Source organism: Azorhizobium caulinodans ORS 571 (assembly GCF_000010525.1).
Lineage (GTDB): Bacteria > Pseudomonadota > Alphaproteobacteria > Rhizobiales > Xanthobacteraceae > Azorhizobium > Azorhizobium caulinodans.
The window spans coordinates 2,270,021-2,295,906 of record NC_009937.1; the positions used below are offsets into that span (position 1 = coordinate 2,270,021).

Below are 25,886 nucleotides of genomic sequence, written 5' to 3' on the forward strand. Positions count from 1 at the left end.
TTGTATTATAATTTCCGATTATACATTTCCCCTCTCGGGCAAGGGCCTCGCCATTGATCCCAGCCGGCGCCGTCCCGCCGCGCGGACTTCGCTGCTTTCGATCCGGGCGGCGGCGCAATAATCGGCGAAGAGGCCGCCGGTGCGGGCCACGTGGCGGGCCATGAGCATGCGTGTCATCTCCCCGTCGCGCCGCCGGAGCGCGGCGAGGATCTGCCGGTGTTCCTCGATGGATTCCTCCACCCGCCCGAGCGACGACAGGCCGATGTTGCGCGCCCGCTGGAGGCGTCCGATGAGCCGGGCGTGCACCTCGGAGAGCGCCGGATTGCCGGAGCCCGCGACGATGAGCAGGTGGATCTTGCGATTGATGCGGATATAGGACACCCGGTCGCCGGCTGCGTGCCGCTCCTCCATCTCGCTCTGGTAGCGGGCGAGGCGGTCGAAATCGGCCTCGGCCATGCGGGTCGCGGCGAGGCTCGCGGCAAAGCTCTCCAATGCCACTTCCACCTCGAACAGGTGCCGCAGTTCCTCCGGGTCGAGCGGCGCCACCATGGCGGGGCGGTTCGGCCGCAGCAGGACGAGCCCTTCGGCGGAGAGCTGCTTCAGCGCCTCGCGGATGGGCGTGCGCGAGGCGCCGAGGGCCTCCACCAGACGCCGCTCGCTGAGCACCGCACCGGGCGCCAGATCCAGGAAGACGATCATGTCCCGCAGCCGGTCCACTGCCTGATCGGCCAGCGAGGCGGGCGTGTCGCGGCGGGTGCGCGGCCGGGGGCTCATGACAATCCCTCGCCGGCAGGGCGGCCCGAAGACCCGCGGGACGCGATGACCGAAGGGAATGAAACCGCTACCATGGGGTCTCTTCCTTCACGGTGATGCGGGGTCAGAGGCATGGCGCAGGCGGGCGGAATCTCCATCCATGGGGTCGATATCGCGCAGGGCGTCGCCGCGCGGGGCCTGCAGGTGAAGGTCTATGCCCTCGATCCGGAGCGGCGGCTGATCACCGAAGGCGTTCTCGGCGCCAATGGCGTGTTCGACGATCCCATCATCACCGGCGCCGGTATCACGGCGGGCACCTATGAGGTGGAGTTTGCGCTGGGCGCCTGGCTCAAGGCGAATGGCTATGGCGCGCGGGAGGCGGCCTTCCTCGACATCGTGCCGTTCCGCTTCGTCGTCACGCGGGTGGAGGAGCATTACCATCTGCCGTTCAAGTTCACGCCCTGGGGCATCCAGCTGTTTCGCGGCGTGTGATCAGGCGAGGCGCCGCGACAGGCCGGTGAAGCGCTCCATCACCATGATGAGGGCGACGGTGAAGACGATCAGAACGCCGGAGAGGGCGGCGATGGTCACGTCCAGCTTGCCTTCCAGATCCTGCCACATGCGGATGGGCAGCATGTCGGTGGCGGCATCGCGCAGGAACAGCGACACCGGCACATTGTCGAAGGACGACATGAAGGCGATGAACCCGCCGGCGAGGATGCCCGGTCGGATCAGCGGCAGGGTGATGCGGCGGAAGGTATAGACCTTGCCCGCCCCGAGGCTTGAGGAGCATTCCAGTAGCGTCGGATCGAGCTGGGAGAGCGCCGCCACCGTATTGCGCACCACATAGGGCACGCACACCACCGTGTGGCCGATGATGAGGGTGAAGGGCGAGACGGGAAGCCCGAGCGCCGAGAAGAACATCAGCGACGACAGGCCGAAGGCGAGCGCCGGCAGGATGAGGGGCGACATGAACAGCCCGTCCATCAGCTTGGCTGACAGCCGGGAGGAACGGGAGATGCCGAGCCCCGCCGCCGTGCCGAAGAGGATGGAGAGCCCCGTCGCCCACGCGGCGACCTTCAGGCTGTTCATGGCGGCGAACTGGAGCTGCCAGGCATCCCACAGCGCCGCATACCAGCGCAGCGAATAGCCGGGCGGAGGAAAGCGCAGGGAGAAGCCGCTGGTGAAGGAGACGATGAGCACGATCGCCGTCGGGGCCACCAGCAGGATCAGCGCCAGCACCGCGATGAGGCCGATGACGAGGTGGAAGGAGAAGGTTTCCCAGTCGCGCCGCATGGCTCGTCCTCAGGTGCTGGCATAGCCGCGCGACAGGCGGCCGAGCAGGTTGAACACCATCACCACCGCCAGCACGGCGACGAGGAAGATGATGGAAATGGCGGCCGCGAACGGCCAGTTCTGGAGCGTGGAGGCCTGCTGATAGATGTACATGGGCATGAACAGCATCTGCCCGCCGCCCACGAGGCTCTGGGTGATGAAGGCGGTGATGGCCGCGGCATAGGTGAGCATGGAGCCGGCGATGATGCCCGGCAGCGACAGCGGCAGCGTCACCCGCAGGAAGGTGCGCCAGGCCCCGGAGCCCAGCGAGAGCGAGGCGTCCGTGAGGTTCGGGTCGATACGCCCGATAGCGGTGATGAGCGGCAGCACCATGAGCGGCATCTGCACCTGCGCCAGCGCCACCACGAGGCCGAGGTCGGTATAGATGAGGCGCAGCGGCGTCGAGATGATCCCCATGGACATGAGGGCGGAATTGACGATGCCCTGCCGCCCCAGAATGACGATCCAGGCAAAGGTGCGCACCACCACGGAGGTGAGGAGCGGCATCAGCACGATGAGGATGATGAGGCTCTTCAGTCGCGGCCCGACGCGCGTATAGGCATAGGCCACCGGATAGCCCATGAGCAGGCACAGCGCCGTGACCTTGAGGCCGAGCAGCAGAGTGTTGCCCAGCACGCCGAGGCTGAAGGCATCGCCCAGAAACTGGCCATACTGGTTGAGCCCATAGGCGGTGCCCTTGGGGTCCACTTGAAAGCTCAGCACCAGCAGCACCGCCAGCGGCGCGAGGAAGAAGACGGCCAGAAACGCGCCCAGTGGAAAGGCGAGTTTCACGTCATAGGCGGTGGGCGCGGTGGTCGCCATGGCAATGGGCCTTGGTTTCGAAAGGGCTTCGGACTGACCGCCACTGGCGCGGCGGAGAGTGAGGGGCGCACGCGGTCGCATGTGCGGCCCTCGGGTTCGTCATGCCCGGGCTCGTCCCGGGCATCCACGCCGGGCCGCCGGCGCGACGGGCGGCGGTTGATAGGACACCTCCGCGCATGGCCTCCCGCGCACCCGGAGCCACCCCGTGGATGGCCGGATCAAGTCCGGCCATGACGAACGGATAGGGATGAGCGGAAGGTCAGCCGCTCAGATCTTGATTTCGCGGTTGAACCGCTCGATCCAGGCGGAGCGCTGGGTGTTGATGGTCTTCCAGTCCTGGAAGACGAACTTCTTCTTCATCTCGTCCGCATCCTTCGCGAGCACCTTCGCGATCTCGCCGGTCATGGGCACCTTGCTGTTGGTGGGCACGACCAGATAGGGCGCGGCCATGAGCTTGGCCTGCACCTCCGGCGAGAGCGCCGCTTCGATGAGCTTGAAGGCCAGTTCCTGATTGGGCGAGTTCTTCACGATGTGCATGGTGGTCTTGAAGGCGATGGCGCCTTCCTTTGGCGCCACGAATTCCACCGGCACGCCCTGCGCCTTCAGGATCTGGATGGCGTTGAAATTGCCGGGGGAGATGTCCACCTGCCCCTGCTGGAAGAGGCTCGCCAGCGCGCCCGGATTGGCCGCCACTGCCGCGAGATTGGGCTTCAGCTTCTCCAGCGCCGCAAAGCCCGGCTCCACATTGGCCTCGGAGCCGCCGTGCATCCGGGCGATCTCCACCAGGAAGCCCGTCCCGAGGGTGGAGTTGAGGTTGGTGATGCCGACCCGGCCCTTGAACTCCGGCTTCCAGAGGTCCGCCCAGGAGGTGGGCGGGGTCTTCACCGTCTCGGGATTGTAGGTGAGGCCCACCACCTGGAAGAAGGGGGCTGGGCCGGTGTCCACCTGCGCCTCGGAGATGAGATCCTTGTAATAGGCGCTCTTGGCCACCGGATAGGGCTCGACCAGCCCCTCGCCGATGGCGATGAGCGCCGGGCCGGGATCGTGCAGCATCACGTCGATGGGCGGGTTGGCGGCGGCCGCCTTCACCTTGGCGATCTGATCCACCGAGAGCATCGGATCGAGCACAATGGGGGCGTTGTCCGTCATCTTGCGGAAGGCGGGCACGAGCACCGCCTTGTGCGCCTCCTCCCAGCTGCCTGTGAAGGTGGCGAAGACGAGCGGTCGCGCCTGTGCATAAGAGATGCCGGGGAAGACCTGCATGGCGCCGAGGGCGAGGGCGGTCTTGAACAGGGAGCGGCGGTTGAGGTCCATCAGGGTCTTCTCCTCGAAAGGCTCAGGCGGCGGGATAAGCGGTGGCAAGGTCGGCGGAGAGGGGGCGCACGCGCACGGGCGTGCCGGTGGCCAGCAGCGCCGTTCCGGCGCGGCGGGGCTCGGACACCTTGATGCCGGCGCCATCCGCACCGCGCACCTCGTGAACAACCGTGGGGCCGAGCGGCAGGCCCATTTCCACCACGGCGGCAAACCCCGACGGGTCGTCGGCGATTTCCAGATGCTCGGGCCGCAGGCACACGGTGCAGCGCTGGCCGGCGACCAGGGGACTGGAGGGAGTGCGGGCACGGAGTTCCGCGCCTGCATCGAGGCGGATGATGGCGCCGCCCGCTTCGGCGGAGAGGACCTGACCGGCGAGTTGGTTGGCGCTGCCGACGAAGGTGTTCACGAACAGGCTTTCCGGCCGGTCATAGATGTCGGTGGGCGAGGCGAACTGTTCGAGGCGTCCCTGGCTCAGAACCGCCACGCGGTCGGCCATGGAGAGAGCTTCTTCCTGATCGTGCGTCACCATCACCGTGGTGATGCCGGAGAGGCGCTGGAGGCGCTTGATCTCGATCTGCATGTCGAGGCGCAAATTCTTGTCGAGCGCCGCGAAGGGCTCGTCCAGCAGCAGGATGCGCGGCTTGATGGCGAGCGCGCGGGCGAGTGCCACGCGCTGCTGCTGCCCGCCGGAGAGCTGGCGCGGCAGGCGGTCGGCGAGATGCCCGAGCTTCACCAGATCGAGCAGACGTTTCGTCTCGGCCTCGCGCTCGGCCTTGGATACGCCCTGCGCGGCCGGGCCGTAGGCGACGTTCTCGGCAATGGAGAGGTGGGGGAAGAGGGCATAGTTCTGGAACACGATGCCGATGCGGCGGCGGTTCGGCCCCAGATCATCCACCACCTCGTCGCCGAGGATGATGCGGCCTTCGGTCTGGCGGATGAAGCCGGCGATGATGCGCAGCAAGGTGGTTTTGCCGCAGCCCGATGGGCCGAGCAGTGCCACCAGTTCGCCGGAGCGGATGTCGAGATTGATGTTCTCCACCGCGGTGCTCGATCCGTAGCGATGGGTGACGCCATCCACCACCAGCGCGCGGCCGCCCTCGGATTGGGTCCCTGTCTGCATCATTCCATCCGGCATCCATCTTGCGTGGTCTCCTCTCAGCAAGTGGTATGCCAAAAGCTGAAAATGTATTTTCAGTCAGGGCTTTGTGAATTTCGCTTTGATGCTGACGATGGGGCATGCGCCTTGTGAACAGGCAGATCTGGAGAAGGATGGCGTGAAAAGTATCACTGTGGCCGAACAGAGCCTTCCGACATGGGCGAGCGCTGCGGACCTCGCACGCCGCATCGCGACCCGCGCCTGCACGGCTAGCGCGGCGGTGGAAGAGCATCTGGCGCGGATCGCGGCGCTCGAACCGCACCTGAAGGCCTTCATCACGGTCGATGCGGATGGGGCGCGGCGACGCGCGCGCGAACTTGATGTCAGCCCGCAACGGCAGGGGCCGCTGCATGGCCTGCCGGTCGCCATCAAGGACCTCACGCGCACGAGGGGCCTGCGCACCACGTTCGGCTCGCGCGCCTTTGCCGGCGAGGTGCCCGAGGCCGACGATCCCGTGGTGGCGCGGCTGCGGCGGGCGGGCGCCGTCATCATCGGCAAGACGAATACGCCGGAATTCGGCTTCGGTGCCGTCTGCGTCAATGATCTGCAAGGGCCAACCGCAAATCCCTATGACCTCGTGCTCACCTCCGGCGGATCGTCGGGCGGCTCCGCGGTGGCGGTGGCAACGGGCATGTCGGCGCTCGCGCATGGCACGGACTTCGGCGGATCGGTGCGCACGCCCGCGAGCTTCTGCGGCGTGGTGTCGATCCGCCCCGCTATCGGCGTCATCGCCGATCCAGACCGTGAACTGGGCTGGACCGGCCTTGCCACCCATGGCGCCATGGGCCGTTCGGTCGCGGATGCGGCGCTGCTGCTTCAGGCTATGGCCGCGCCCAACGCCTATGATCCGCTCTCGACCGCTCTGGCCGCCGGTCCGGATGCCCCGCCCAGACGGGTCGCCGTGACGCCGGATTTCGCCGTCGCGCCCGTCTGCAAAGCGGTGCGCCGGCGCTTTGCACGTGCGGTGGACGAGATGCGTGCCGTTGTGGGCGAGGTCGTAGAGGCAACGCCCGATTGCGCGGGTGCACCGCTGGCGTTCCGCACCTTGCGGGCGGCGCAGATCGCGCGAACCTATGGTGCATTCGTTGACGGAAACGTGCCGGTGTCACCCACCGTGCGCTGGAATGTGGAGGCGGCCCGCAGCCTCACGGCGCAGGACTATCTGGCGGCGGAAGCCGCGCGGACAGCGCTCTGGCGCCGTTTCACCCGCTTCTTCGAGCAATATGATGTGCTGGTGACGCCGGCGGCCTCTGTCCTGCCCTGGCCGAATGCCGAGGGAGAGCGCATGGAGATGGACGGGCGATCGCTGGCCGACATCCTTGATTATCTGACGATCACTTTCATCGTCTCGCTGGTGGGTTTTCCGGTCGTCACGCTTCCGGCGCCCCGCCAGCCCGGAGAGGTCCCCTTCGGCCTCCAGCTCATCGGGCGACCCGGCGCGGAGGCTGCGCTCATTGCGCTCGCGGCACGTCTGGAAGGCGAGGCGGGGTTTTGTTGGTCACCCCCGCCATCTGTCAGCATGTTGTAAGTCCTGCGCGGCTGTCCAGGGGCCGTCACAGGGCGAGGTCGAGCACCTTGCCCTCGAACAGGCGGTCGTAGGAGCCCTGGATGTGCCGCCTCATGGCGTCGCGCGCCTCTTCCGCCTTGTGGTCTCGAATGGCGGCGAAGATGGAGGCGTGCTCCTCGAGGACGGCGGCGAGATCGCCGGACGGGCCGAGCAGGGAGAGGCCGTGCAGTTTCATCCCCACCGTGATGTGCTCCTTGAGCGCCTGCATGGAGGAGAGGAAGAAATAATTGTTCGACGCCTCCGCGATGGAGATGTGGAAGGCGTAGTCCGCATCCTCCCGATGGCGGTGGGCATAGGTGGTGTCCCGCAGCAGATCGAGCGCACGCTCGATGGTGTCGAGGGCTGCGCGATTGTTGCGCTGTGCCGCATAGAAGGCGTTCGCCGGTTCGACTTCGAGGCGGAATTCGTAGCAGCGCTGCACATCCGCGATGGTTCCGACGGGCGCATAGGCGAGGGCCTTGCCGCTCTCCGGTTCCGGACCCCGCACGAATGTGCCGGCGCCCTGCCGGGAGAAGACCAGCCCGTCTTCCCGCAGGCGGCGCAGGGCCTCGCGCACCACAGGCCGCGACACGCCGAACAGGGCCGAGAGGTCGTGCTCCCCCGGCAGCCGTGAGTGCGGCGGATATTCGCCGGACGTGATGCGCGCCCGCAATTGGTGATGCACCCGCTGCACCAGCGGGGAAGGGGGCTGAGGTAACGGTTGGGAAGCTGATCCGGCCATGAACTATCCATTACAACTCATGACATGTTCGTCAAGGTGCCTTGTCTTCCTGCTCAACCTCGGTTTGGCGGCTTCGTGTTGTGTCTGGGTTATTACAACATGTTGACATGATCTCTGTCCTGCTGTTCACTTTCCGGAAAGGCCCGACAGAGGCCGTGGGCAGGAGACGTTGAGAGGGTGCCGCAGAATGCGGCGCGTCCGCCGATGTCTCTCGCCCGCCGAGCAACAGACATGGGTGGACAATGCACAAGGTTTGGCTTGACGCTTTGCGTCCGGTGGCCGGGCGCGCGCCCGAACATGGACGGGTCCGATGAGCGGCCCGGTCCTGCGCCTGCGGGCCGATGATCCGGGCGCCGGCGTCCCGCCGTCTCCCGTCTCCCGCGCAAGCCTCGCGACGCCGCTTGCGCTGCAGCGCCCACGGGTGATCGAGTTCGGCGCCGGAACGGCGCCCATCGCCGGCCGCTGGGCCGCCGCGCAAGGCTTCTCGCGCATACTGGTCGTGGCCGACGCCTTCAACGCCGCCCGCATCGATGTGCTGGAACTGAATGGCGCGGTGACCGTCTTCGGCACGGTGAAGCCGGAACCGGATGTTCCCAATCTCGAAGCCGCCCTTGCCCTCGCCGAGGCGACCAAGCCGGATCTCGTGATCGGCTTCGGCGGCGGCAGTGCCATGGATCTCGCCAAGCTGGTGGCGGTGCTGCCGGGAAGCGGGCAGACGCTGGCCGAGGTCGTGGGCCCGGAGAAGGTGAGAGTCAAGGGCCCGGCGCTCATGCAGGTGCCGACCACCTCCGGAACGGGCAGCGAGGCGGGGACGCGCGCGCTGATCACCGATCCGCAGACGCAGAACAAGCTCGCGGTTCAGAGCCTCCATATGCTGGCGGACATCGCCATCATCGATCCGGCGCTGACCCTGACCGTGCCGCCCGCTGTGACGGCGGCGACGGGCGTGGATGCTCTTGCCCATTGCGTCGAGGCCTACACCAGCCGCAAAGCCCATCCGCTCATCGACATGTATGCGCTCGAGGGCGTGCGGCTTGTTGGCGCCTTTCTCGCTCGCGCCGTGGCGGACGGCAGCGATGTCGAGGCGCGGGCGGGTCTATCTCTCGCCTCGCTCTATGGCGGTTTCTGCCTCGGGCCAGTGAACACGACGGCGGGCCACGCCGTGGCCTATCCGCTGGGCACCCGTCATCACATCGCCCATGGCGCGGCCAATGCGCTGATCTTTCCGCACACGCTGGCCTTCAACGCCCCGGCCATGCCGGAGAAGACTGCCGCCGTCATCGCGGCGCTGGGCCTCGGCGCGGCGTCGCGGCAGGCGGACGTGTTCGAGGCCGCCCATCGCTATTGCGCCGGCCTCGGCTGCGAGATGCGTCTGTCCGCGCTTGATGTGCCACGCGACGACCTGCCTGTCATGGCGACCGAGGCCCATGCCATTCGCCGCCTGCTCGACAACAACCCGCGCGACATCAGCCGGGACGATATCCTCGCGATCTATGAAAAGGCTTATTGAGATGGGCAGCCACCCCACCGCCATCGAGCCCGCGGGCCTGACGGAGCGCACCGGCATCCTTCATCCGCGCGAGGGTGATCCGGCGCGGACGGAGGCCTATCTGCCCTCGCCCTGCGTCCAGAACCATGCTGCCAACATTGCCGTGCTCGGCAATGGGGATTTGGCGACGGTCTGGTTCGGCGGCACGCAGGAAGGCATTCCGGACATCTCTGTCTATTTCTCGCGCCTCGCGAAGGGATCTGACCGCTGGACGGTACCGCAGAAGCTCTCGGACGACGGCACGCGTTCCGAGCAGAACCCGATCCTTTTCCCGACGCCAAGCGGCGATCTCTGGCTCATCTGGACGGCGCAGATTTCCGGCAACCAGGACACCTCCATGGTGCGCAAGCGCGTCTCGCGCGACCATGGCGTGACCTGGGGACCCATCGAGACGCTGTTCGAGGCGCCGGAGGGCTTCGGCCTTTTCGTGCGCCAGCCGCCCGTGGTGCTGGATGACGGCGCCTGGGTCATTCCCGTGTTCCATTGCGTGAGCGTGCCGGGCGCCAAATGGGTGGGCGACCGGGACATCAGCGCCGTGCGCGTCTCCGCCGACGAAGGGCGGACATGGACCGAACATGTGGTGCCCCATTCCCTCGGCTGCGTGCATATGAACGTGCTGAAGACGAAAGAGGGCCTCCTGGCGCTCTATCGCAGCCGCTGGGCGGATTTCATCTATCTCAGTCGCTCCGCGGACGGCCGCATCTGGTCCGCGCCCGAAGCGACAGTGCTGCCCAACAACAATTCCTCTATTCAGGCGACCGTTCTGGCGGACGGGCGCATCGCGCTGGTGTTCAACAATTCCAGCAACAAGGACGCCACCGACCGGCGCACCGGGCTTTATGACGACATCGAGGATGACAGCGCGCCGGTCGCGTCCGCCTCACCCGCCGTCTCGCCCGAGCCAACCGGCCGCACCGCCTTCTGGGGGGCGCCGCGGGCACCGTTGACGCTGGCCCTCTCCGCCGATGGCGGCCGCTCCTGGCCAGTGGTGCGCAACCTCGAGGTTGGCGACGGCTACTGCATGACCAACAATTCCAAGGACGGCCTCAACCGCGAATTCTCCTATCCGTCGATCACGCAGACGCCGGATGGCATGCTGCAGATCGCCTTCACCTACTATCGCCGCGCCATCAAGCACGTCCGCGTTGCGCCCGATTGGGCGCAGGCGGACTGATCGCCGCCAGAACAGAAAAAAAAGGGAGACGCCCCATGGCTGCCATCGCGCAAGCCCATCCGTTGGATCCCGCCGCCGGCCCGGCGCGCGATCTCATCCGCATCCGCAATCTTGAGAAGACCTATTCGGACGGTGCGGTGCATGCGCTGTCCAATATCAATCTCGATATCAGGGAAGGCGAGTTCGTCTGCGTGGTCGGCCCCTCCGGCTGCGGAAAGTCCACGCTGCTGCGCATCCTCGCGGGCCTCGATGATTATGACACCGGCACCGCGGCGCTGGACGGCAAGGCGATCACCGGCCCCTCCCGCGACGTGGGCGTGGTGTTCCAGGCCGCGAACCTGCTGCCATGGCTGACGGTGCGCGAGAACGTGGCTCTGCCGCTGCGCGTCGGCGGCAGGCAGACCGACGAGGTGGAGGACATCGACCGCCTGCTCGACGTGGCGGGCCTCAAGGATTTCGGCCACCGCTATCCCTATGAGCTGTCCGGCGGCATGCAGCAGCGGGCCGGCATCTGCCGGGCACTGGTGCGCAGCCCCCGCGTGCTGCTCATGGACGAGCCCTTCGGCGCCCTCGATGCCTTGACGCGCGAGCGCATGAATCTCGAATTGCAGCGCATCTGGCAGGCGAGCCGGAAGACGGTGATGCTCATCACCCACTCCATCTCGGAAGCCATCTTCCTCGCCGACCGTGTGGTGGTCATGTCCGCGCGTCCCGGCCGGGTGATCCGCGAGCTGGAGGTGCCGATCCCGCGTCCGCGCAGCAACGACAGCATCATCAGCCATCCGGCCTATCCGGCTCTCGCCAAGGAGATCCGCGGCCTGCTCAACGCCCAGGGAGACGAGTGATGAGCGAGGCAAAGAGCACCATCGTGCCCACCTCCGTCGGCATCGAGACCGTGCAGAGCAATCCGGTCGTGCATCCGGGCGGGCGCAAGAAGAAGGCGAGCCGGGGCGTCAACGGCACCGCCATCATGCTGGTGGGCCTTGTTCTTCTGTTCACCGGCTGGGCGCTGGCGGTGAAATATATGGAGATTCCGTCCTACATCCTGCCCTCGCCGGCGGCGGTCTGGAACGCGCTCTGGTCGGGCCTCGCCGTGAGCCCGGCGAGCCCGCTCGGCTATTATCTGCCGCTCTGGGGCACGCTGAAGAATGCGGCCATCGGCCTTGCCATCGGCTCCGGTCTCGGCCTCCTGCTCGGCTCGCTCATGGCTGAGAGCCGGGTGATCGAGAAACTGCTGATGCCCTATGCCTTCGCGCTGCAGAGCCTGCCGAAGGTGGCCATTGCTCCGCTGGTGGTGATCTGGTTCGGCTTCGGCGACGGCTCCAAGATCGCCATCTCCGCGCTGCTCGCCTTCTTTCCCATGCTCATCAACAGCTTCACCGGCCTGCGCTCGGTGGAGCCGGAGCGCATCGATCTCATGCGCTCGCTCTCCGCCTCGCGCTTCGAGACCTATCGCATCGTGAAGCTGCCGAATGCGGCGCCCTATATCTTCGCCGGTCTCGATATGGCGGTGGTTTATGCGCTGCTCGGGACCATTGTCGCGGAGTTCCTTGGGGCTCAGCAGGGGATGGGCGTCGTCATCACGCAGGCGCAAGCAGTGACGGACGTGGCCGGCGTCTTCGCGGCCCTCGTCATTCTCGGCGCCATGGGCATCCTGCTCCACGGCATCGTGCGCGGCCTCGAGGCGCGCGTGGTGCACTGGGCGGATCGCGGCCGCAAATAATCACAAGAGCAAAGACAAGAATCCGGGAGAGACGAACATGATCACACGCAGACAGTGGCTCCAGGCGAGCGGGGCGTTTGCCGCGGCGCTGGCGCTCGGCCCGCGCGCCCTCGTGGCGCAGCCGATGAAGACGGTGAAGGTCGGCGTCGGCCTCAAGTCCATCAATGCCAGCGTCATCAACCTGCTCATCGGCGAGGCGCTCGGCTACAATGCCGAGGAGGGCTTCAAGGTTCAGGGCATGGCGCTTGGCGGCAATGCCAACGTGCAGGTGGCCACCAACAAGGGCGATGTCGATGTGGGCATCGGCGTGCCGTCCTATGCCCTGCCTATCCTGGCGAAGGGCGAATGGGGCAACGCGCTCTGGTTCTACCAGTACACCTATCCCTACAAGTGGGACGTGGCGGTGAAGCCGGGCTCGACCATCAAGAGCTACACCGACCTCAAGGGCAAGAATATCGGCGTCTCCGACTTCGGCGGCACGGAATATCCGGTCACCCGCAACGTGCTGAAGCAGCTCGGCATCGATCCGGACAAGGATGTGAAATGGACGGCGGTGGGCGCAGGCGTGCCTGCCGGTGTCGCGCTCCAGAGGGGCGCCATCGACGCGCTCGCTTATTATGACACGGGCTTCGGCATCATCGACGGTGCCGGCATTCCCATGGAGCTGGTGCAGCGGCCGAACAATCTGCCGATGATCGGCGGCCAGTTCCTCATGGGCCTGCGCGAGCGCATCAAGGCCGAGCGCGAACTCTTCGTCGGCTTCGGTCGCTCCACGGCCAAGGCATCCTACTTCATTCTGGAGAATCCGGCGGCAGGGGCGAAGGCCTTCCTGAAGCTCTATCCCGAAACCGCGCCGCGCGGCTCCAGTGAGGAGCAGGCCGTGAAGTCGGTGCTGGAGGCCATCAGCCGCCGCATCAAGCTGTATCTCCCGCCCTATCCGGGCGCCAAGATGGGCAGCATCCGGGAGGATGAGTTCGTCACCGAGGCCAAGATGAACGACCTCGCCATCTCCGACTTCTCGAAGATCTATACCAACGATCTCATCAACGACATCAACAACTTCGACGTGGAGAAGATCCGCGCGCAGGCGCGATCCTACGGCCAATGAATGCTGTCTCGTCTGAAGGTGGCGGGCGCGTGCCACACGCGCTCGTCACCGGCGTGAGCTCCGGCATCGGCGCGGAGATCGCGAGCCAACTGCTGGCGCTTGGATGGCGTGTGACCGGCTTCAGCCGCGGACAGCCCGGGCAGGAACATCCGGCGCTCACGCATGTCCCGGTGGACATCTCCAAGCGCGGCGCACTGGCGGAGGCCCTGCTGGATCTGGCGCCGCTCGACGCCCTCATCCATGCCGCCGGCATATTGCGCGTAGGGACGCTGGGGGCGTTGGACCCGGAGAACGGCAAGGCCATGTGGCGCCTCCATGTGGATGCGGCCGAGCAGATGATCGAAGCCACGGTGGCCGCGATGCCCGAGGGCGCGCGCATCGTCCTGATCGGCAGCCGCACGGCGGCCGGCTCGGCCGGGCGGGCTCAGTATGCGGCGACCAAGGCGGCGCTGGTCGGCATGGCCCGCTCGTTCGCCATCGAACTCGCCCCGCGTCGGATCACCGTGAACGTGATCGCGCCCGGTGCCACCGACACGCCCATGCTTCGGGACCCCAGCCGCGCGTCCGTGACGCCGAAGATGCCGCCGATGGGCCGTCTCGTGCAGCCGAAGGAAGTGGCCTCGTTGGCAGCCTTCCTGCTTTCGGACGGAGCCGCGAGCATCACCGGCCAGCAGATCGTCGTCTGCGGCGGCGCATCACTCTAAGGACAGGGCGCGAGATTCCGCGCCCTGTCTCTCGGTCGCTGCTGGCTGCCATCGGCGATTGCCTGTCCTTCTGCCGCAGGCACCGCGGGGAGTTGCCGACGCCGGCCTCTCCCGCCGCTCATGTGCAAAGCCTTCGCCGGTGGCAAGGCGCGCGATCGCACACCCTCCTTCCAGCGCCCGTCGCATCGTCCGTCCGTGCATCAGCGGCCCGGACTTTGTGCGCGGTGCGAAGCAGAGATATTGACCAATGGAATATTAAGGCGCATCTGCATGTCAGTAAAAATGCGCTTCGGCTTCGCATTGTCCGAGAAATAACGGTATCATAAAACCTCATAAATTGGACTATATTAAAGCCGCATGGCATCTGCGCGGCTGCGTATCGGTGGGGGAGGGCGCAAAACTTGGCCGCATAAAATCATGCGTAATGCGGGTTGAATTAGCAGCAATCCGCAGCCTGGGCGGAAGATGTCCGCCCCTGATTTATTCTTACCACTTTAGCGAAAAGTGCCGTATTAAGGGGCTGTTCCGGAATCACGCCGCTTGCGGGGCACACGGGGGAGCGCGGCGTCAGACAATCAAACCGACAACGGGAGAGCCTGTTGAGCCTAGACCCCCAGAATAGCGCCACGCTTGAGCTGGTTGCTGATATCGTCACCGCCTATGTGGGCAACAACACTGTCGCACAGAGCGATCTGTCCGACCTGATCGTAAAAGTCCACGCTGCGCTGCGCGGACTGAGCGGAAATACTGCGGAAGCCGCACCCGTCGAAGAGCTTAAGCCCGCCGTGCCCGTGAAGAAGTCCGTAACCCCGGACTATATCATCTGTCTGGAAGACGGCCGTCAGTTCAAGTCGCTGAAGCGTCACCTCCAGTCTGCTTACGGCCTGACGCCGGATGCGTATCGCGCCAAGTGGAACCTTCCGCGCGACTATCCGATGGTGGCTCCCAATTACGCGGCGGCTCGCTCCGAACTCGCCCGGAGCCTCGGCCTCGGCCGCAAGCCCGCGCCCGAGCCGGCCAAGAAGGCCGCTCCCGCCCGTCGCAAGAAGGCCTGAGTTCGCGCGACGCCGGCGTGCCTCACTTGGAGGCGCGCTCGGCCCGAGCAGCCCTCATGGAATCACCCGGCAGGTCCGCCGACCTGTCGGGTGTTCGCGTTTTGGCGGACGAGGGACGTCGCTGATTCGGCTGGCGTGTCCTCTTCGCGTTCAGCCGATGGGGAGGGGCATCGCCTCGCGCTCCGCAACCACATGGCAGGCGACGAGGCTTGCCCCTGCGGGAAGCGCACGCGGCACCTCCGCACGGCAGCGCGCCTCCACCAGCGGACAGCGCGGATGGAACGTGCAGCCCGAGGGGGGCGACATGGGGTTGGGGATTTCGCCCGTCACCGCCTGTCGCGGCCGCCCGAAGGCGGAGAGGTCCGGGATCGCCTCCAGCAGCATGCGGCTGTAGGGGTGCCGTGGTCGGGCGAACAACTCCCGCGCCGGTGCCGTTTCTCCGAGCCGGCCGAGATAGAGCACGCCCACGTCGTCAGCCATATGCTTCACCACCGCAAGATTGTGGGTGATGAGCAGATAGGTGAGGCCGAACTGGTCCTGAAGGTCCCGCATCAGGTTCAGCACCTGCGCCTGCACGGAGACATCGAGCGCCGATGTCGGCTCGTCGCAGATGATGAAGTCGGGATTGGCCGCCAGCGCCCGCGCGATAGCGATGCGCTGGCGCTGCCCGCCGGAGAATTCGTGCGGGAATTTCCGGCCCACCGACGGGTCCAGCTTCACCAGCCGCAGCAGCTCGGCGACCCGCCCCTCCACCGTGGCGCGGTCTGTGGCAAGGCCGAAGGCGGTGAGCGGCTCGGCGATGATGGCATCCACGCGGAAGCGCGGGTTGAGGCTCGCATAAGGATCCTGGAACACCATCTGGAAGCGCCGGCGCAGGCGCTTCACCTCGGCGGCATTGGCGGGGTTCGAGATGTCCGTGCCATCGAACAGGATCTGCCCCCGGCTCGGCGGGATGAGGCCGGCGATCATCCGCGCGATGGTGGATTTGCCCGAGCCGCTCTCTCCCACGAGCGCGAAGGTCTCGCCCTTGCGGATGGAGAAGGAGACGCCATCCACCGCCCGCACGAGCCGGCGCGGCTCGCGCTCGATCACCCGGTTGAGCCAGGGTTTGGATACATCGAACACGCGATAGAGATCGCGCACCTCGACCAGTGGAGGAGAGGATGTCGGGGCTCTCATCGCGCCACCTCCAGTGCTTCCGGCTGGTGTGCCGGGTCGAGCAGGAAGCAGGTAGCCGAGGTGCCATCGGCGGCATAAAGGGGCGGTCGTTCCGCCGCGCAGCGGGCGAAGGCGTGCGCGCAGCGCGGATGGAAGGCGCAGCCGCCGGGAATGGCGGAAAGCTGCGGCATGGAGCCGGGGATCTGCACGAGGCGCTCCTCCTCCGCGTCGAGCCGGGGAATGGCGCCCATGAGGCCGCGCGTATAGGGATGCCGGGGTGCCGCGATGACGTCCCGCACGGGGCCGATCTCGGCGAGCCGCCCGGCATACATCACCGCCACCCGGTCGGCGGTCTCAGCGATGACGCCCATGTCGTGGGTGATGAGGATCACCGCCGTGCCCTTCTCGCGGCACAGCCGCTTGATGACGCCGATGATCTGGGCCTGCACGGAGACATCGAGGGCGGTCGTCGGCTCGTCGGCGATGACGATCTCCGGATCGCAGGCCAGCGCGAGGGCGATCACCACGCGCTGGCGCATGCCGCCGGAGAACTGGTGCGGGTAATGGTCGATGCGATGGCGCGCCGCGGGAATGCCCACCTCTTCGAGAAGGCCGATGGCCCGTTCCCGCGCCCCTTTGGCATCGAGGGGCAGGTGGGTGCGGATGGTCTCGGTGAGCTGGTCGCCGATCCGCAGCAGCGGGTTCAGCGAGGTGAGGGGGTCTTGGAAGATCATGCCGATGCGGCGCCCGCGGATGTGACGCAGGCCCTCCGGCGGCAAGTTGTCGATGCGCTCGCCCTTGAGGCGCACCTCGCCGGCGGCGATGCGGCCCGGCGGCGTCAGGAGGCCTATGAGCGCCGAGCCCGTGAGCGACTTGCCGGCGCCGCTCTCGCCCACGAGGCCGAGCACCTCTCCGGGGGCGAGATCGAAGGAGACGTCGTCCACGGCAGTGAGCGTGCCGCGCCGGGTGCGGAACTCGACCCGCAGGCCCTTGACGGAGAGAAGGGGCGTCTCGCTCATCCGCGCAGCCTCGGGTTCAGCGCATCGCGCAGCCAGTCGCCCAGCAGGTTCACCGAGAGGGCGATGGCGAGCAGCGTGACCGCCGGAAAGAACAGGATCCACCATTCACCGGAGGCGATATATTCCTGCCCGATCCGGATCAGCGTGCCCAGCGAGGGCTGGGTCGGCGGCGCGCCGACGCCGAGAAAGGAGAGCGTCGCCTCGGTGATGATGGCGAGCGATAGGCCGAGCGTGGCGATCACCAGAACCGGACCGATCACGTTGGGCAGAATGTGCCGGCGCATGATGGTGGCCTGCGGCAGGCCCACCACGCGGGCGGCCGCCACATAGTCCTTGCCCCGCTCCACCAGCGTCAGGCCGCGCACGGTGCGGGCATATTGCGGCCATTTCGACACGCCGATGGAGAGGATGAGCACCGGAATGGCGATGCTCTCCTGCGCCGTAACCGGCACCGCTCCGCGCGCCACGCCGAAGATCAGCATGGCGACGAGGATGTCCGGAAAGGTGAGCTGGATGTCCGCCACGCGCATGATGAGGCTGTCCAGCCAGCCGCCGCGATAGCCCGCCAGCAGGCCGAGGCCGACGCCCAGCCCGATGGACACCGCCACCGAGGCGAGCCCCACCAGCAGCGACATCCGCGCCCCATAGAGGATGGCGGAGAAGACATCGCGCCCCTGGTCATCGGTGCCCAGCAAAAATTCGTTGCCGGTGAAGGCGCTGGGCGTCAGCGGCGGGGTCTTGCCGTCCATCAGGTTGAGGGAAGCGGGGTCGAACGGGTCGGTGGGCGCGATCCAGGGTGCGAACAGGGCGGCAAGCGCGATCACCAGCACCACGAAGGCTGCCAGCATGGTGACGGGCGAGGTGCGGAAGGAATGACCGATGTCCGAATCCCAGGCGCGGGCGAACCAGTTAGGCGTGCGCTCGGGCGAAGCGGTGGTGAGCGCCATGTCAGTGCCCTCCCGAGCCGCGCAGGCGCGGATCGACGGCGAAATACAGGAGATCGACGATGAGGTTCACCGCCACGAAGAAGCCGGCGACGAACAGCAGATAGGTGGCCATCACCGGAATATCGACCGCCTGCACGGACGAGATGAAGAGCGAGCCGATGCCCGGCCACTGAAACACCGTTTCCGTGATGATGGAGAAGGCGACGATGGAGCCGAGCTGGAGGCCCATCACTGTGATGACCGGCACCAGCGTATTCTTCAGCGCATGGCGGAAATGTACCGCTCGGTCGGTGAGTCCACGGGCGCGGGCGAAGCGGATGTAATCCTGCCGCAGCACCTCCAGCATCTCGGCGCGCACCAGGCGCATGATGAGCGTCATCTGGAACAGGCCCAGCGTGATGGCCGGAAGCACGAGGGAGGCAAGGCCCGAGCGGGTGAGGAAGCCGGTGGTCCAGCCGCCGATGCGAACCACGTCGCCGCGCCCGAAGCTCGGTAGCCAGCGCAGTTCCACCGCGAAGAGATAGATGAGGCCGATGCCGATCAGGAAGGTCGGCAGCGACACGCCGATGAGCGAGATGGCCATGATGGCGCGTGAGACGAGGCCGGAACGCCGCAGTGCCGTGTAGACGCCGAAGCCGAGGCCGAAGGCGAGCGCAAAGAGGCCGGAAACGAAGGCGAGTTCCAGCGTCGCGGGCAGCCGTTCGCCAATGAGGTCGATCACCGGGCGGCCGACGCGGAAGGAGACGCCGAAATTGCCCTGAGAGATGTCCTCGATGAAATGGCCGAACTGGATGGGGAAGGGCCGGTCGAGGCCGAGGCGTTCGCGCATGGCCTGACGGTCGGCCATGGTGGCATCGGGGCCCATCATATTGGCGACCGGGTCGCCCATGAAGCGGAACATCGAGAAGGCGATGAAGGCGACGACGACCATCACCACCACGGCCTCGAAGATCCGCCGCAGAAGAAACGCGAGCATGCTGTCACGGCTCTGTACGGGAGAGCGGGCCGGCCGCCCTGAGAGCGGCCGGAAGGCAGGCAGGCCGGATCCCACGCGGGCCCGGCATTCGGCGCGGCCGATCAGGAGGTCCTGATCGGCCGCGTTTCCGGTCAGTCGATCTTGACGTACTTCACGAACAGCTGGTTCTCGGGCTGCACCTTCACGTCGATGTTCTTCTTCATGCCCCAGGCAAGAAGCTGGTTATGGATGGGGATGAAGTAGGCCTCGTCCTTCACTTGCGCGAGAACCTCCGCCAGCAGCGCGTTGCGCTTGGCGGTGTCCACTTCGGTTGCGAGCGCCTCGATCTTCTTGTCGAGCTCGGGATTGACGACGCGGGTGGCGTTATAGGCGCCATAGACCTTGTCGCGGCTGTGGTAGATGCTGTCGAGCGTATAAGCGGCGTCGAACGAGGCAACGCCCCAGCCCAGCATGTAGAAGTCCGTCTCGTCCTTCAGGATGGTGGGCGTGTGCTGGGCCATGGGGCGGGCATCCAGCGTCGCCTTGATGCCGATCTGGCCGAGGAAGCCGACGGTGGCCTGGCAGATCTTCTCGTCATTGATGTACCGGTTGTTCGGGCAGTTCATCTTCACGGTGAAGCCGTTCGGATAACCCGCTTCCGCCATCAGCGCCTTGGCCTTGGCGATGTCCCACTTCGGATAGGCGTCGAGCGCCTTGGAATAACCGTTCACGCCGGGCGGGATGAGCGTGCCGGAGGGGGCGGACTGGCCGCCCATCACCACCTTCTGGATCGCCTCGCGGTTGATGGCGATCTCGATGGCCTGGCGCACGCGCTTGTCGGCCAGCGGGTTCTTGCCCTTCACGTCGGAGGAGGGCAGTTCCGGCGAACCGCCGTTGAGGCCGAAGAAGATGGAGCGGACTTCGGCGCCCGTATTCACCTTGAGGCCAGGCGTCTGGGCCACGCGATCAATGTCCTGCACCGGCATGTCCTGCACGAAGTCCACCTCGCCCGAGAGCAAGGCGGCGACGCGGGTGGGGCCGGAGGCGATGACGCTATAGACGACGTCCGTGGCCTGGAGCGGGAACTGGCCCTTGCCCCAATAGGCGTCGTTCAGCTTCATCACCGTGCGTGAGTCCGGCTCGCGGCTGGTGACGATATAGGGACCGGTGCCGTTCTCGTTGCGGACGGCGAAGGTCTCTTCCTTGTTCTTGAAGTCCTGCGGGCGGGCGACGTTGTTCGCCTCGGCCCACTTCTTGTCCATCATGAAGACATTGGTGATCTGGTTCACCAGCAGCGGCATGGGGGCCGCCGTCTTCACCTCGATGGTGAGGTCGTCCACCTTGGTCACGTCGGTGACACCGGCGAGCGTGGTGCGCAGGCCCGCCAGCGGGTCCATGGCGCGCTTCAGGGAGAAGACGGCGTCGTCGGCGGTGAACTTGTCGCCATTGTGAAAGGTGACGTTCGGCCGCAGCTTGAAGATCCAGACAGTCGGGTCGCTCGGCTTCAGTTCCCAGCTCAGCGCGAGGCAGGGCACCAGTTGGCCCGTCTCGTCGCGCTGCACGAGCGGTTCATAGAACTGGTGCAGCAGGCCGAAGACCTGGTTCGAATTCTCGGTGTGAGGATCGAGGGTGGGTGCGTCCTGGCCGCGCGCCCAGCGGAAGGTCTTGGCATCGGCGGCGGCGCCGAGGCACAGGCCCACCATCACGGTGGCGAGAAGGGTCGAAAAGTGCCGACGCATTCAGCTATTCTCCAGCGGAAGGTTCTGGTTTTATCGTTGGCGCAGGATGCTAGACTGGCTTTCCCTCGGGCTACAATTCCTCCAAGGGTGGTTTTGCGCAATTTTTATTCAGTTGCCCGCCGTGCCCAACTGTGCGGCAGGATGGCTTGACGGCGCGCGCCCGCTTGGCTTTGGTTGGGCTCTTCCGGCGCTCGTGCGCGCCCCGCGGAGTTCTCCTTCATGCCCGTCGTCAACCGGATCGCCGACCTCGCCGATGAAATCACGGCCTGGCGGCGGGATCTGCATGCCCATCCCGAGCTGCTCTACGATCTGCCCCGCACCTCGGCGCTGGTGGCCGAACGGTTGACGGCGTTCGGCTGCGATGAGGTGGTGCGCGGCATCGGCGGCAGCGGTGTCGTTGGCCTCATCCGGGGCAAGGGGCCCGGTCGCACCATCGCGCTGCGGGCCGACATGGACGCGCTGCCGCTGACCGAGATCACCGGCGCGCCCTATGCCTCTACGACCCCCGGCAAGATGCACGCCTGCGGCCATGACGGACACACCGCCATGCTGCTCGGGGCCGCCAAGATCCTCGCCGAGACGCGCAATTTCTCCGGCACCGTCGCCCTCGTGTTCCAGCCCGCCGAAGAGGGTGGGGCGGGTGCCAAGGCGATGATCGATGATGGCCTTTTCGAGCGCTTCGGCATCGAGGAGATCTACGGCATGCACAACATGCCCGGCATCGCGCTCGGCGCCTTCGGCATGTGCCACGGGCCGATCATGGCCGCCGCCGACGTGATCCATATCGACATCGAGGGCCGGGGTGCCCACGCCGCCCAGCCCCATGACGGCGTGGATCCGGTGCTGGTCGGCAGCCACATCGTGCTCGCCGCCCAGTCGCTGGTTTCCCGCACCATTGATCCGCTGAAGTCGGCGGTGGTGTCGATTACCCAGTTCAATGCCGGCACCACGGACAACATCATTCCGCAGACGGCCCATCTGTGCGGCACCGTGCGCACCTACGATCCGGAGGTGCGCGACCTGATCGAAAGCCGGCTCGCCCAGATCGCGGAGACCACCGCCGCCGTCTTCGGGGCCAAGGCGACGCTGCGCTATGTGCGCGGCTATCCGGCCACCCGCAACCACCCCGCCCAGACGGATTTCGCCGCGCGGGTGGCGAGCGACGTGGCGGGGCCGGCGGCAGTCGACACGGCCATGCCGCCGCGCATGGGGGCGGAGGATTTTTCCTTCTTCCTGGAGCAGCGCCCCGGCGCCTTCGTCTTCATCGGCAATGGCGACACGGCCGGCCTGCACAATCCCGCCTATGACTTCGATGACCGGGCCATCGCCAATGGCACCAGCTATTGGGTGCGGCTGGTGGAGATGGGCCTGCCGGCCTGAGGCTCGCCCGGATTGGTCGGTCCCTCACGCGGCATCCGCCCCCAGCGCCCGCCGGACGATGTCGTCCCGCCCGATGGCCGAGAGCCAGTGGCGGGCGATGGCATCGCGCCGGGCGAACCACACGCCCGGCTTTGACGCCACGTGGGCGAGGAAGCGTTCCAGCCCGCCGATGCGCCCCGGCCGGCCGATGATGCGCAGGTGCAGGCCCACGGACATCATGCGCGGTGCGTGGGCGCCTTCCTCATAGAGCCGGTCGAAGGCCTCGATGCAGTAGCGGGCGAAGTCGTCCGCGAAGATGAAGCCGCCGCCCGGCTGGAAACGCATGTCGTTGGTGTCGAAGGCATAGGGCAGGATCAGGCAATCCTCGCCCGCCTCGCGCACCAGATAGGGCATGTCGTCATTATAAGCGTTGGAATCATAGAGAAAGCCGCCATGCTCCAGGAGGAGCCGGCGGGTGTTGACCGAGGTGGCCGAGCGGGTGTGCCAGCCGCGCGGCGGGCTGCCGGCGGTGGCGGTGATGGCGGCAACCGTGCGGGCGATGGCCTCGCGCTCGCGGGCCTCGTCCATCAGCGCATGCCGCTCCCAGCGCCAGCCATGGGCGGCCACCTCATGGCCGTCGGCGACGCCCTCGCGGGCGATCCAGGGCGAGAGTGCCAGCGCCCGGCCGTTGGCATTGAGGGTGGCGGCGACCCCATAGCGGGCGAGCAAAGTGCGGATGCGCGGCCATCCGGCGCGCGGGCCATATTCGAAATGGCTCTCCATGCACAGGTCGCGGGCACCGACGATCTCGTCGATGGTCTCGTAGACGCTTTCGTTGCGCTCGTCGCCGGCGCCGATGGAAAGCTCGGCGCCTTCCTCGACATTCACCACGATGGACAGTGCGAGGCGCGCGCCATTGGGCCAGCGCACCTGCGGCGGCCGGCCGGCATAGCCGCGAAAATCGCGGTCGCTCGTCACGTTCGCCGGCATCACAGGTCCGCCATCCGCCGCAGGCCCACCAGCCGGTCCCCGGCGACGAGGACGAGCATGGCGAGCAGGATGAGGAGGGTGGAGATGGCCGCGATCATCGGATCGGGGCTCTCTTCCACATATTGCAGCATCTGGATGGGCAAGGTCTTGGTCCAGGCGTTCGTGAAGAAGATGGAGATGGGGTAATTGTCCATGGAGGCGAGGAAGGCGAACATGCCGGAGGTGACGAAGGCGGGCGCAAGGCCCGGCACCAGCACCTTGGCGATGGCCTTCGGATAGGACAGGCCAAGCGTGCGCGCGGCGTCGATGAGCGTGAAATCGAACAGGCTCAGCGCGCCATATACGGTGCGCACCACATAGGGCAGCGTGATCACCACATGGGCGAAGAGAAGGCTCGGCCACACCGCCCGCAGGCCGGCAGCGCGAAAACCCTCCAGCATGGCGATGCCGAGCACGAGCCCCGGCAGCATCAGCGGCGAGACGAGGAAGGTGACAACGCTCTCGCGCCCCGGAAAGCGTCCGCGCAGCAGGCCAATGGCCGCCAGCGTGCCGAGCACCAGCGCAATGAGCGTCGAGAGCGCGGCGAGCTGTAGCGAGGTGGCAACCGCGCCCCAGAGATCCCGCGAGCGACCCATGGCCTCGTACCAGCGCAGTGACCAGGCGGGCGCCGGAAGGGTGAAGACGGCACTGGAGCCGAAGGAGACGGCCACCGTCACCACCAGCGGCGTCAGCAGGAAAATGACCGTGAAGGCCGCGATGACCCAGACGAGGACAGAGGCGATGCGCTCGGTGAGGGTCATGACGCGCCTCCAAACCGGCGGGAGAGCGCCGCGCTCGCCACCACCACGGCCACCGAGAGGATCAGCAGCACGACGGCTGTGGTGGAGCCCAGTTGCTCGTTGCGCATGAAGAGGAAGGAGCGGCCGGTCAGGGTCGCCAGCGTCTGGAAGCGGTCGCCGATGAGCAGGCTCGGCACCACATACATGGAGGTGGCCATGGAGAAGACGAAGGCGATGCCCGTCACGATGCCCGGCAGGGAGAGCGGCAGGGCCACGTGGAAGAAGCGATAGAGCGGCGAGGCGCCGAGCGTCGCGGCGGCCTCGATGAGGCGCGGGTCCACCAGCTTCAGCACCGAATAGATGGGCAGGATCATGAAGGGCACGAACACGTTCGCCGCGCCCACCACCAGCCCCGTCTCGGTGAACAGCAGGCGCTGCGGCGCGTCCCACAGGCCAAGGCCAACGAGAAGCTGCGAGATGACCCCGTCCCGCCGCAGCACGATCTGCCAGGCGAAGGCCTTCACCACCACACCCACGGAGAGGGGAAGGATGATGGCCACCAGAATGAGCGCCTGCGCCGCCCCCTTGGCGCGGGCGAGCGCCAGCGCGGTCGGGTAGCCGATGAAGAGGCACAGCAAGGTCACGCCGGCCGCCACCCGCAGCGTGTTGCCGATCACCGTCCAACTGAAGGGATCGGACAGGAAGCGGGTGTAGGAGGTGAGGGAGACCGTGCCCTCCACCATCAGCGAACGGGCCAGCAGGCCGACCAGCGGCAGGCCATAGACGAGGCCGAGATAGGCCACGGCGGGCAGCGCCAGCAGCGTCACGGGATCAAGTTTGCCAAGGCGCGTCATGCCGCCTCCTCGACCGCGTGGTCCAGCTCCGGCGCGGGATAGACCAGCGTGTCCTCCACCGCGAAGGACAGCGCGCACGGCACGCCCGGTTCGGCGCCTTCCGGCAGGTGCGCAGCTTCCACGAGGACATGCGAGCCGCTTGGAGCGGCGAAATGCAGTTGCACCCGTGCGCCCTGGAATACCGCATCAAGCAGAGGCGCCGCGATCTGGTTCGCGCCGCCCGATCCCAGGCGGATGCGTTCCGGCCGGACACCAACGAGCACCGGGCTGCCGGGCAGGAAATTGGCCTTGGCTCGCACCGGCCCCAGCGCCGTGTCGACCACCACATGTCCGTCACCCGCGGAGGCGACACGCCCCTGAAGGCGGGTGGAGAGGCCGACGAAGCCAAAGGCAAAGGCGGTGGCCGGGCGGTGGTAGATCTCCTCCGGCGTGCCCAGTTGCTCGATGCGCCCGCCGGACATGACGGCGATGCGATCGGACATGGCGAGCGCCTCGTCCTGGTCGTGGGTCACGAAGATGGCCGTGGTGCCCACCTCCCGCAGGATGCGCTTGAGGTCGATCTGCATCGCCTCGCGCAGCTTGCGGTCGAGTGCTGAGAAGGGCTCGTCCAGCAGGAGCAGCTTCGGCTCCACCACCAGCGCGCGGGCCACCGCCACGCGTTGCTGCTGGCCGCCGGAGAGCGCCTTCACCGAGCGGTCCGCGAAGGCGCCCATGCGCACGAGGTCGAGAAGCCGCGTCACGGCGGGCGCGATGCCCGCCCCCGGTGCGCCCCGCGCCTTGAGGCCGAAGGCGACGTTCGCCTTCACGTCGAGATGCGGGAACAGGGCGTAATTCTGGAACACGACGCCCACGTCCCGCTTGTGGGGCGGGCGGCGGGTGATGTCCTCGCCGTCCAGCACCACCTTGCCCCGGTCGGGCGTCATGAGGCCCGCCACGATGCGCAGCAGCGTGGTCTTGCCGCAGCCGGAGGGTCCGAGCAGCGAGATGAACTCGCCGCGGGCGACGGAGAGGTCCACCCCATCGAGCACGCGCGCCGGGCCGAAGGTCTTCTCCGCCGCCGCGATGTCGAGGAAGCCGGGTGCGCCGGCGGAGAATTCAGCCATGG

25 protein-coding genes are annotated in these 25,886 nt (G+C 66.9%); 10 read left to right on the forward strand and 15 right to left on the reverse strand.

The features are described from left to right. Positions 1-18 precede the first annotated feature (18 nt). Positions 19-774, reverse strand: coding sequence for a GntR family transcriptional regulator (locus tag AZC_RS10195; RefSeq protein ID WP_012170494.1), 756 nt, complete (start codon positions 772-774; stop codon positions 19-21). 111 nt (positions 775-885) lie between these two features. On the opposite strand from AZC_RS10195, the gene AZC_RS10200 reads away from it, so the two are divergent. Further along, positions 886-1,245, forward strand: a complete 360-nt coding sequence (locus AZC_RS10200) for a hydroxyisourate hydrolase (protein ID WP_012170495.1) — start codon at positions 886-888, stop codon at positions 1,243-1,245. On the opposite strand, the gene AZC_RS10205 is transcribed toward AZC_RS10200, so the two are convergent. From AZC_RS10205 to AZC_RS10220, 4 genes are all read right to left on the reverse strand, one after another. After that, positions 1,246-2,049 carry an ABC transporter permease gene (locus AZC_RS10205; RefSeq protein ID WP_012170496.1) on the reverse strand — a complete coding sequence of 268 codons (804 nt, stop codon included), beginning with the start codon at positions 2,047-2,049 and terminating at the stop codon, positions 1,246-1,248. It lies immediately after the preceding gene. A gap of 9 nt (positions 2,050-2,058) precedes the next feature. Further along, on the reverse strand, positions 2,059-2,910 hold the full coding sequence (locus AZC_RS10210; RefSeq protein WP_043879186.1) for an ABC transporter permease: 852 nt from the start codon (positions 2,908-2,910) through the stop codon (positions 2,059-2,061). 267 nt (positions 2,911-3,177) lie between these two features. Continuing rightward, entirely contained in the window at positions 3,178-4,224 is a 1,047-nt protein-coding gene (locus AZC_RS10215; protein WP_012170498.1) for an ABC transporter substrate-binding protein, read from the reverse strand. Between the two features lie 22 nt (positions 4,225-4,246). Then, on the reverse strand, positions 4,247-5,344 hold the full coding sequence (locus tag AZC_RS10220) for an ABC transporter ATP-binding protein (protein WP_043879187.1): 1,098 nt from the start codon (positions 5,342-5,344) through the stop codon (positions 4,247-4,249). Between the two features lie 154 nt (positions 5,345-5,498). Between AZC_RS10220 and AZC_RS10225 the strand changes: the two genes are divergently transcribed. Further along, positions 5,499-6,908, forward strand: a complete 1,410-nt coding sequence (locus AZC_RS10225; RefSeq protein WP_244421823.1) for an amidase — start codon at positions 5,499-5,501, stop codon at positions 6,906-6,908. A gap of 25 nt (positions 6,909-6,933) precedes the next feature. On the opposite strand, the gene AZC_RS10230 is transcribed toward AZC_RS10225, so the two are convergent. Next, entirely contained in the window at positions 6,934-7,668 is a 735-nt protein-coding gene (locus tag AZC_RS10230; protein ID WP_012170501.1) for a FadR/GntR family transcriptional regulator, read from the reverse strand. Positions 7,669-7,978: 310 nt separating this feature from the next. On the opposite strand from AZC_RS10230, the gene AZC_RS10235 reads away from it, so the two are divergent. The 7 genes from AZC_RS10235 to AZC_RS10265 all read left to right on the forward strand — a co-directional run bounded on the left by AZC_RS10235 (position 7,979) and on the right by AZC_RS10265 (position 14,981). Beyond that, positions 7,979-9,178: an iron-containing alcohol dehydrogenase gene (locus tag AZC_RS10235; RefSeq protein ID WP_012170502.1), complete on the forward strand. Its 1,200-nt coding sequence runs from the start codon at positions 7,979-7,981 to the stop codon at positions 9,176-9,178. A gap of 1 nt (position 9,179) precedes the next feature. Next, complete coding sequence (locus tag AZC_RS10240) at positions 9,180-10,391, forward strand: sialidase family protein (protein WP_012170503.1); 1,212 nt, start codon at positions 9,180-9,182, stop codon at positions 10,389-10,391. Between the two features lie 35 nt (positions 10,392-10,426). Next, on the forward strand, positions 10,427-11,236 hold the full coding sequence (locus AZC_RS10245; RefSeq protein WP_012170504.1) for an ABC transporter ATP-binding protein: 810 nt from the start codon (positions 10,427-10,429) through the stop codon (positions 11,234-11,236). Then, entirely contained in the window at positions 11,236-12,114 is an 879-nt protein-coding gene (locus AZC_RS10250; protein ID WP_081433960.1) for an ABC transporter permease, read from the forward strand. The genes AZC_RS10245 and AZC_RS10250 overlap by 1 nt, the downstream gene beginning before the upstream one ends. Before the next feature lie 37 nt (positions 12,115-12,151). Beyond that, complete coding sequence (locus tag AZC_RS10255; protein WP_012170506.1) at positions 12,152-13,222, forward strand: ABC transporter substrate-binding protein; 1,071 nt, start codon at positions 12,152-12,154, stop codon at positions 13,220-13,222. After that, a complete protein-coding gene (locus tag AZC_RS10260) occupies positions 13,219-13,926 on the forward strand; it encodes an SDR family oxidoreductase (protein WP_012170507.1) in 708 nt (235 codons plus the stop codon). Before AZC_RS10255 ends, AZC_RS10260 begins: the two co-directional genes overlap by 4 nt. Positions 13,927-14,525: 599 nt before the next feature. After that, entirely contained in the window at positions 14,526-14,981 is a 456-nt protein-coding gene (locus tag AZC_RS10265) for a MucR family transcriptional regulator (protein WP_012170508.1), read from the forward strand. Positions 14,982-15,131: 150 nt separating this feature from the next. On the opposite strand, the gene AZC_RS10270 is transcribed toward AZC_RS10265, so the two are convergent. The 5 genes from AZC_RS10270 to AZC_RS10290 form a co-directional block, all read right to left on the reverse strand. Then, entirely contained in the window at positions 15,132-16,160 is a 1,029-nt protein-coding gene (locus tag AZC_RS10270) for an ABC transporter ATP-binding protein (protein ID WP_012170509.1), read from the reverse strand. Next, complete coding sequence (locus tag AZC_RS10275; protein ID WP_012170510.1) at positions 16,157-17,158, reverse strand: ABC transporter ATP-binding protein; 1,002 nt, start codon at positions 17,156-17,158, stop codon at positions 16,157-16,159. Before AZC_RS10275 ends, AZC_RS10270 begins: the two co-directional genes overlap by 4 nt. Then, positions 17,155-18,105 carry an ABC transporter permease gene (locus tag AZC_RS10280; RefSeq protein WP_012170511.1) on the reverse strand — a complete coding sequence of 317 codons (951 nt, stop codon included), beginning with the start codon at positions 18,103-18,105 and terminating at the stop codon, positions 17,155-17,157. The genes AZC_RS10275 and AZC_RS10280 overlap by 4 nt, the downstream gene beginning before the upstream one ends. Before the next feature lies 1 nt (position 18,106). Beyond that, the gene (locus tag AZC_RS10285; RefSeq protein WP_012170512.1) at positions 18,107-19,081 is read right to left on the reverse strand and encodes an ABC transporter permease; all 975 of its coding nucleotides are present in this window, start codon (positions 19,079-19,081) and stop codon (positions 18,107-18,109) included. 131 nt (positions 19,082-19,212) lie between these two features. After that, entirely contained in the window at positions 19,213-20,799 is a 1,587-nt protein-coding gene (locus AZC_RS10290) for an ABC transporter substrate-binding protein (RefSeq protein WP_012170513.1), read from the reverse strand. A 219-nt stretch (positions 20,800-21,018) separates the two neighbouring features. On the opposite strand from AZC_RS10290, the gene AZC_RS10295 reads away from it, so the two are divergent. Beyond that, positions 21,019-22,179, forward strand: a complete 1,161-nt coding sequence (locus AZC_RS10295; RefSeq protein ID WP_012170514.1) for a M20 aminoacylase family protein — start codon at positions 21,019-21,021, stop codon at positions 22,177-22,179. A 24-nt stretch (positions 22,180-22,203) separates the two neighbouring features. Here AZC_RS10295 and AZC_RS10300 read toward each other — a convergent pair whose 3' ends face one another. From AZC_RS10300 to AZC_RS10315, 4 genes are read right to left on the reverse strand one after another with little or no spacing between them, the layout of a single operon-like run. Beyond that, on the reverse strand, positions 22,204-23,148 hold the full coding sequence (locus AZC_RS10300) for a polysaccharide deacetylase family protein (protein WP_043879189.1): 945 nt from the start codon (positions 23,146-23,148) through the stop codon (positions 22,204-22,206). Then, on the reverse strand, positions 23,148-23,948 hold the full coding sequence (locus AZC_RS10305) for an ABC transporter permease (RefSeq protein WP_012170516.1): 801 nt from the start codon (positions 23,946-23,948) through the stop codon (positions 23,148-23,150). Before AZC_RS10305 ends, AZC_RS10300 begins: the two co-directional genes overlap by 1 nt. Then, on the reverse strand, positions 23,945-24,781 hold the full coding sequence (locus tag AZC_RS10310) for an ABC transporter permease (protein WP_012170517.1): 837 nt from the start codon (positions 24,779-24,781) through the stop codon (positions 23,945-23,947). The genes AZC_RS10305 and AZC_RS10310 overlap by 4 nt, the downstream gene beginning before the upstream one ends. After that, a complete protein-coding gene (locus tag AZC_RS10315) occupies positions 24,778-25,884 on the reverse strand; it encodes an ABC transporter ATP-binding protein (RefSeq protein ID WP_012170518.1) in 1,107 nt (368 codons plus the stop codon). Before AZC_RS10315 ends, AZC_RS10310 begins: the two co-directional genes overlap by 4 nt. Positions 25,885-25,886 lie beyond the last annotated feature (2 nt).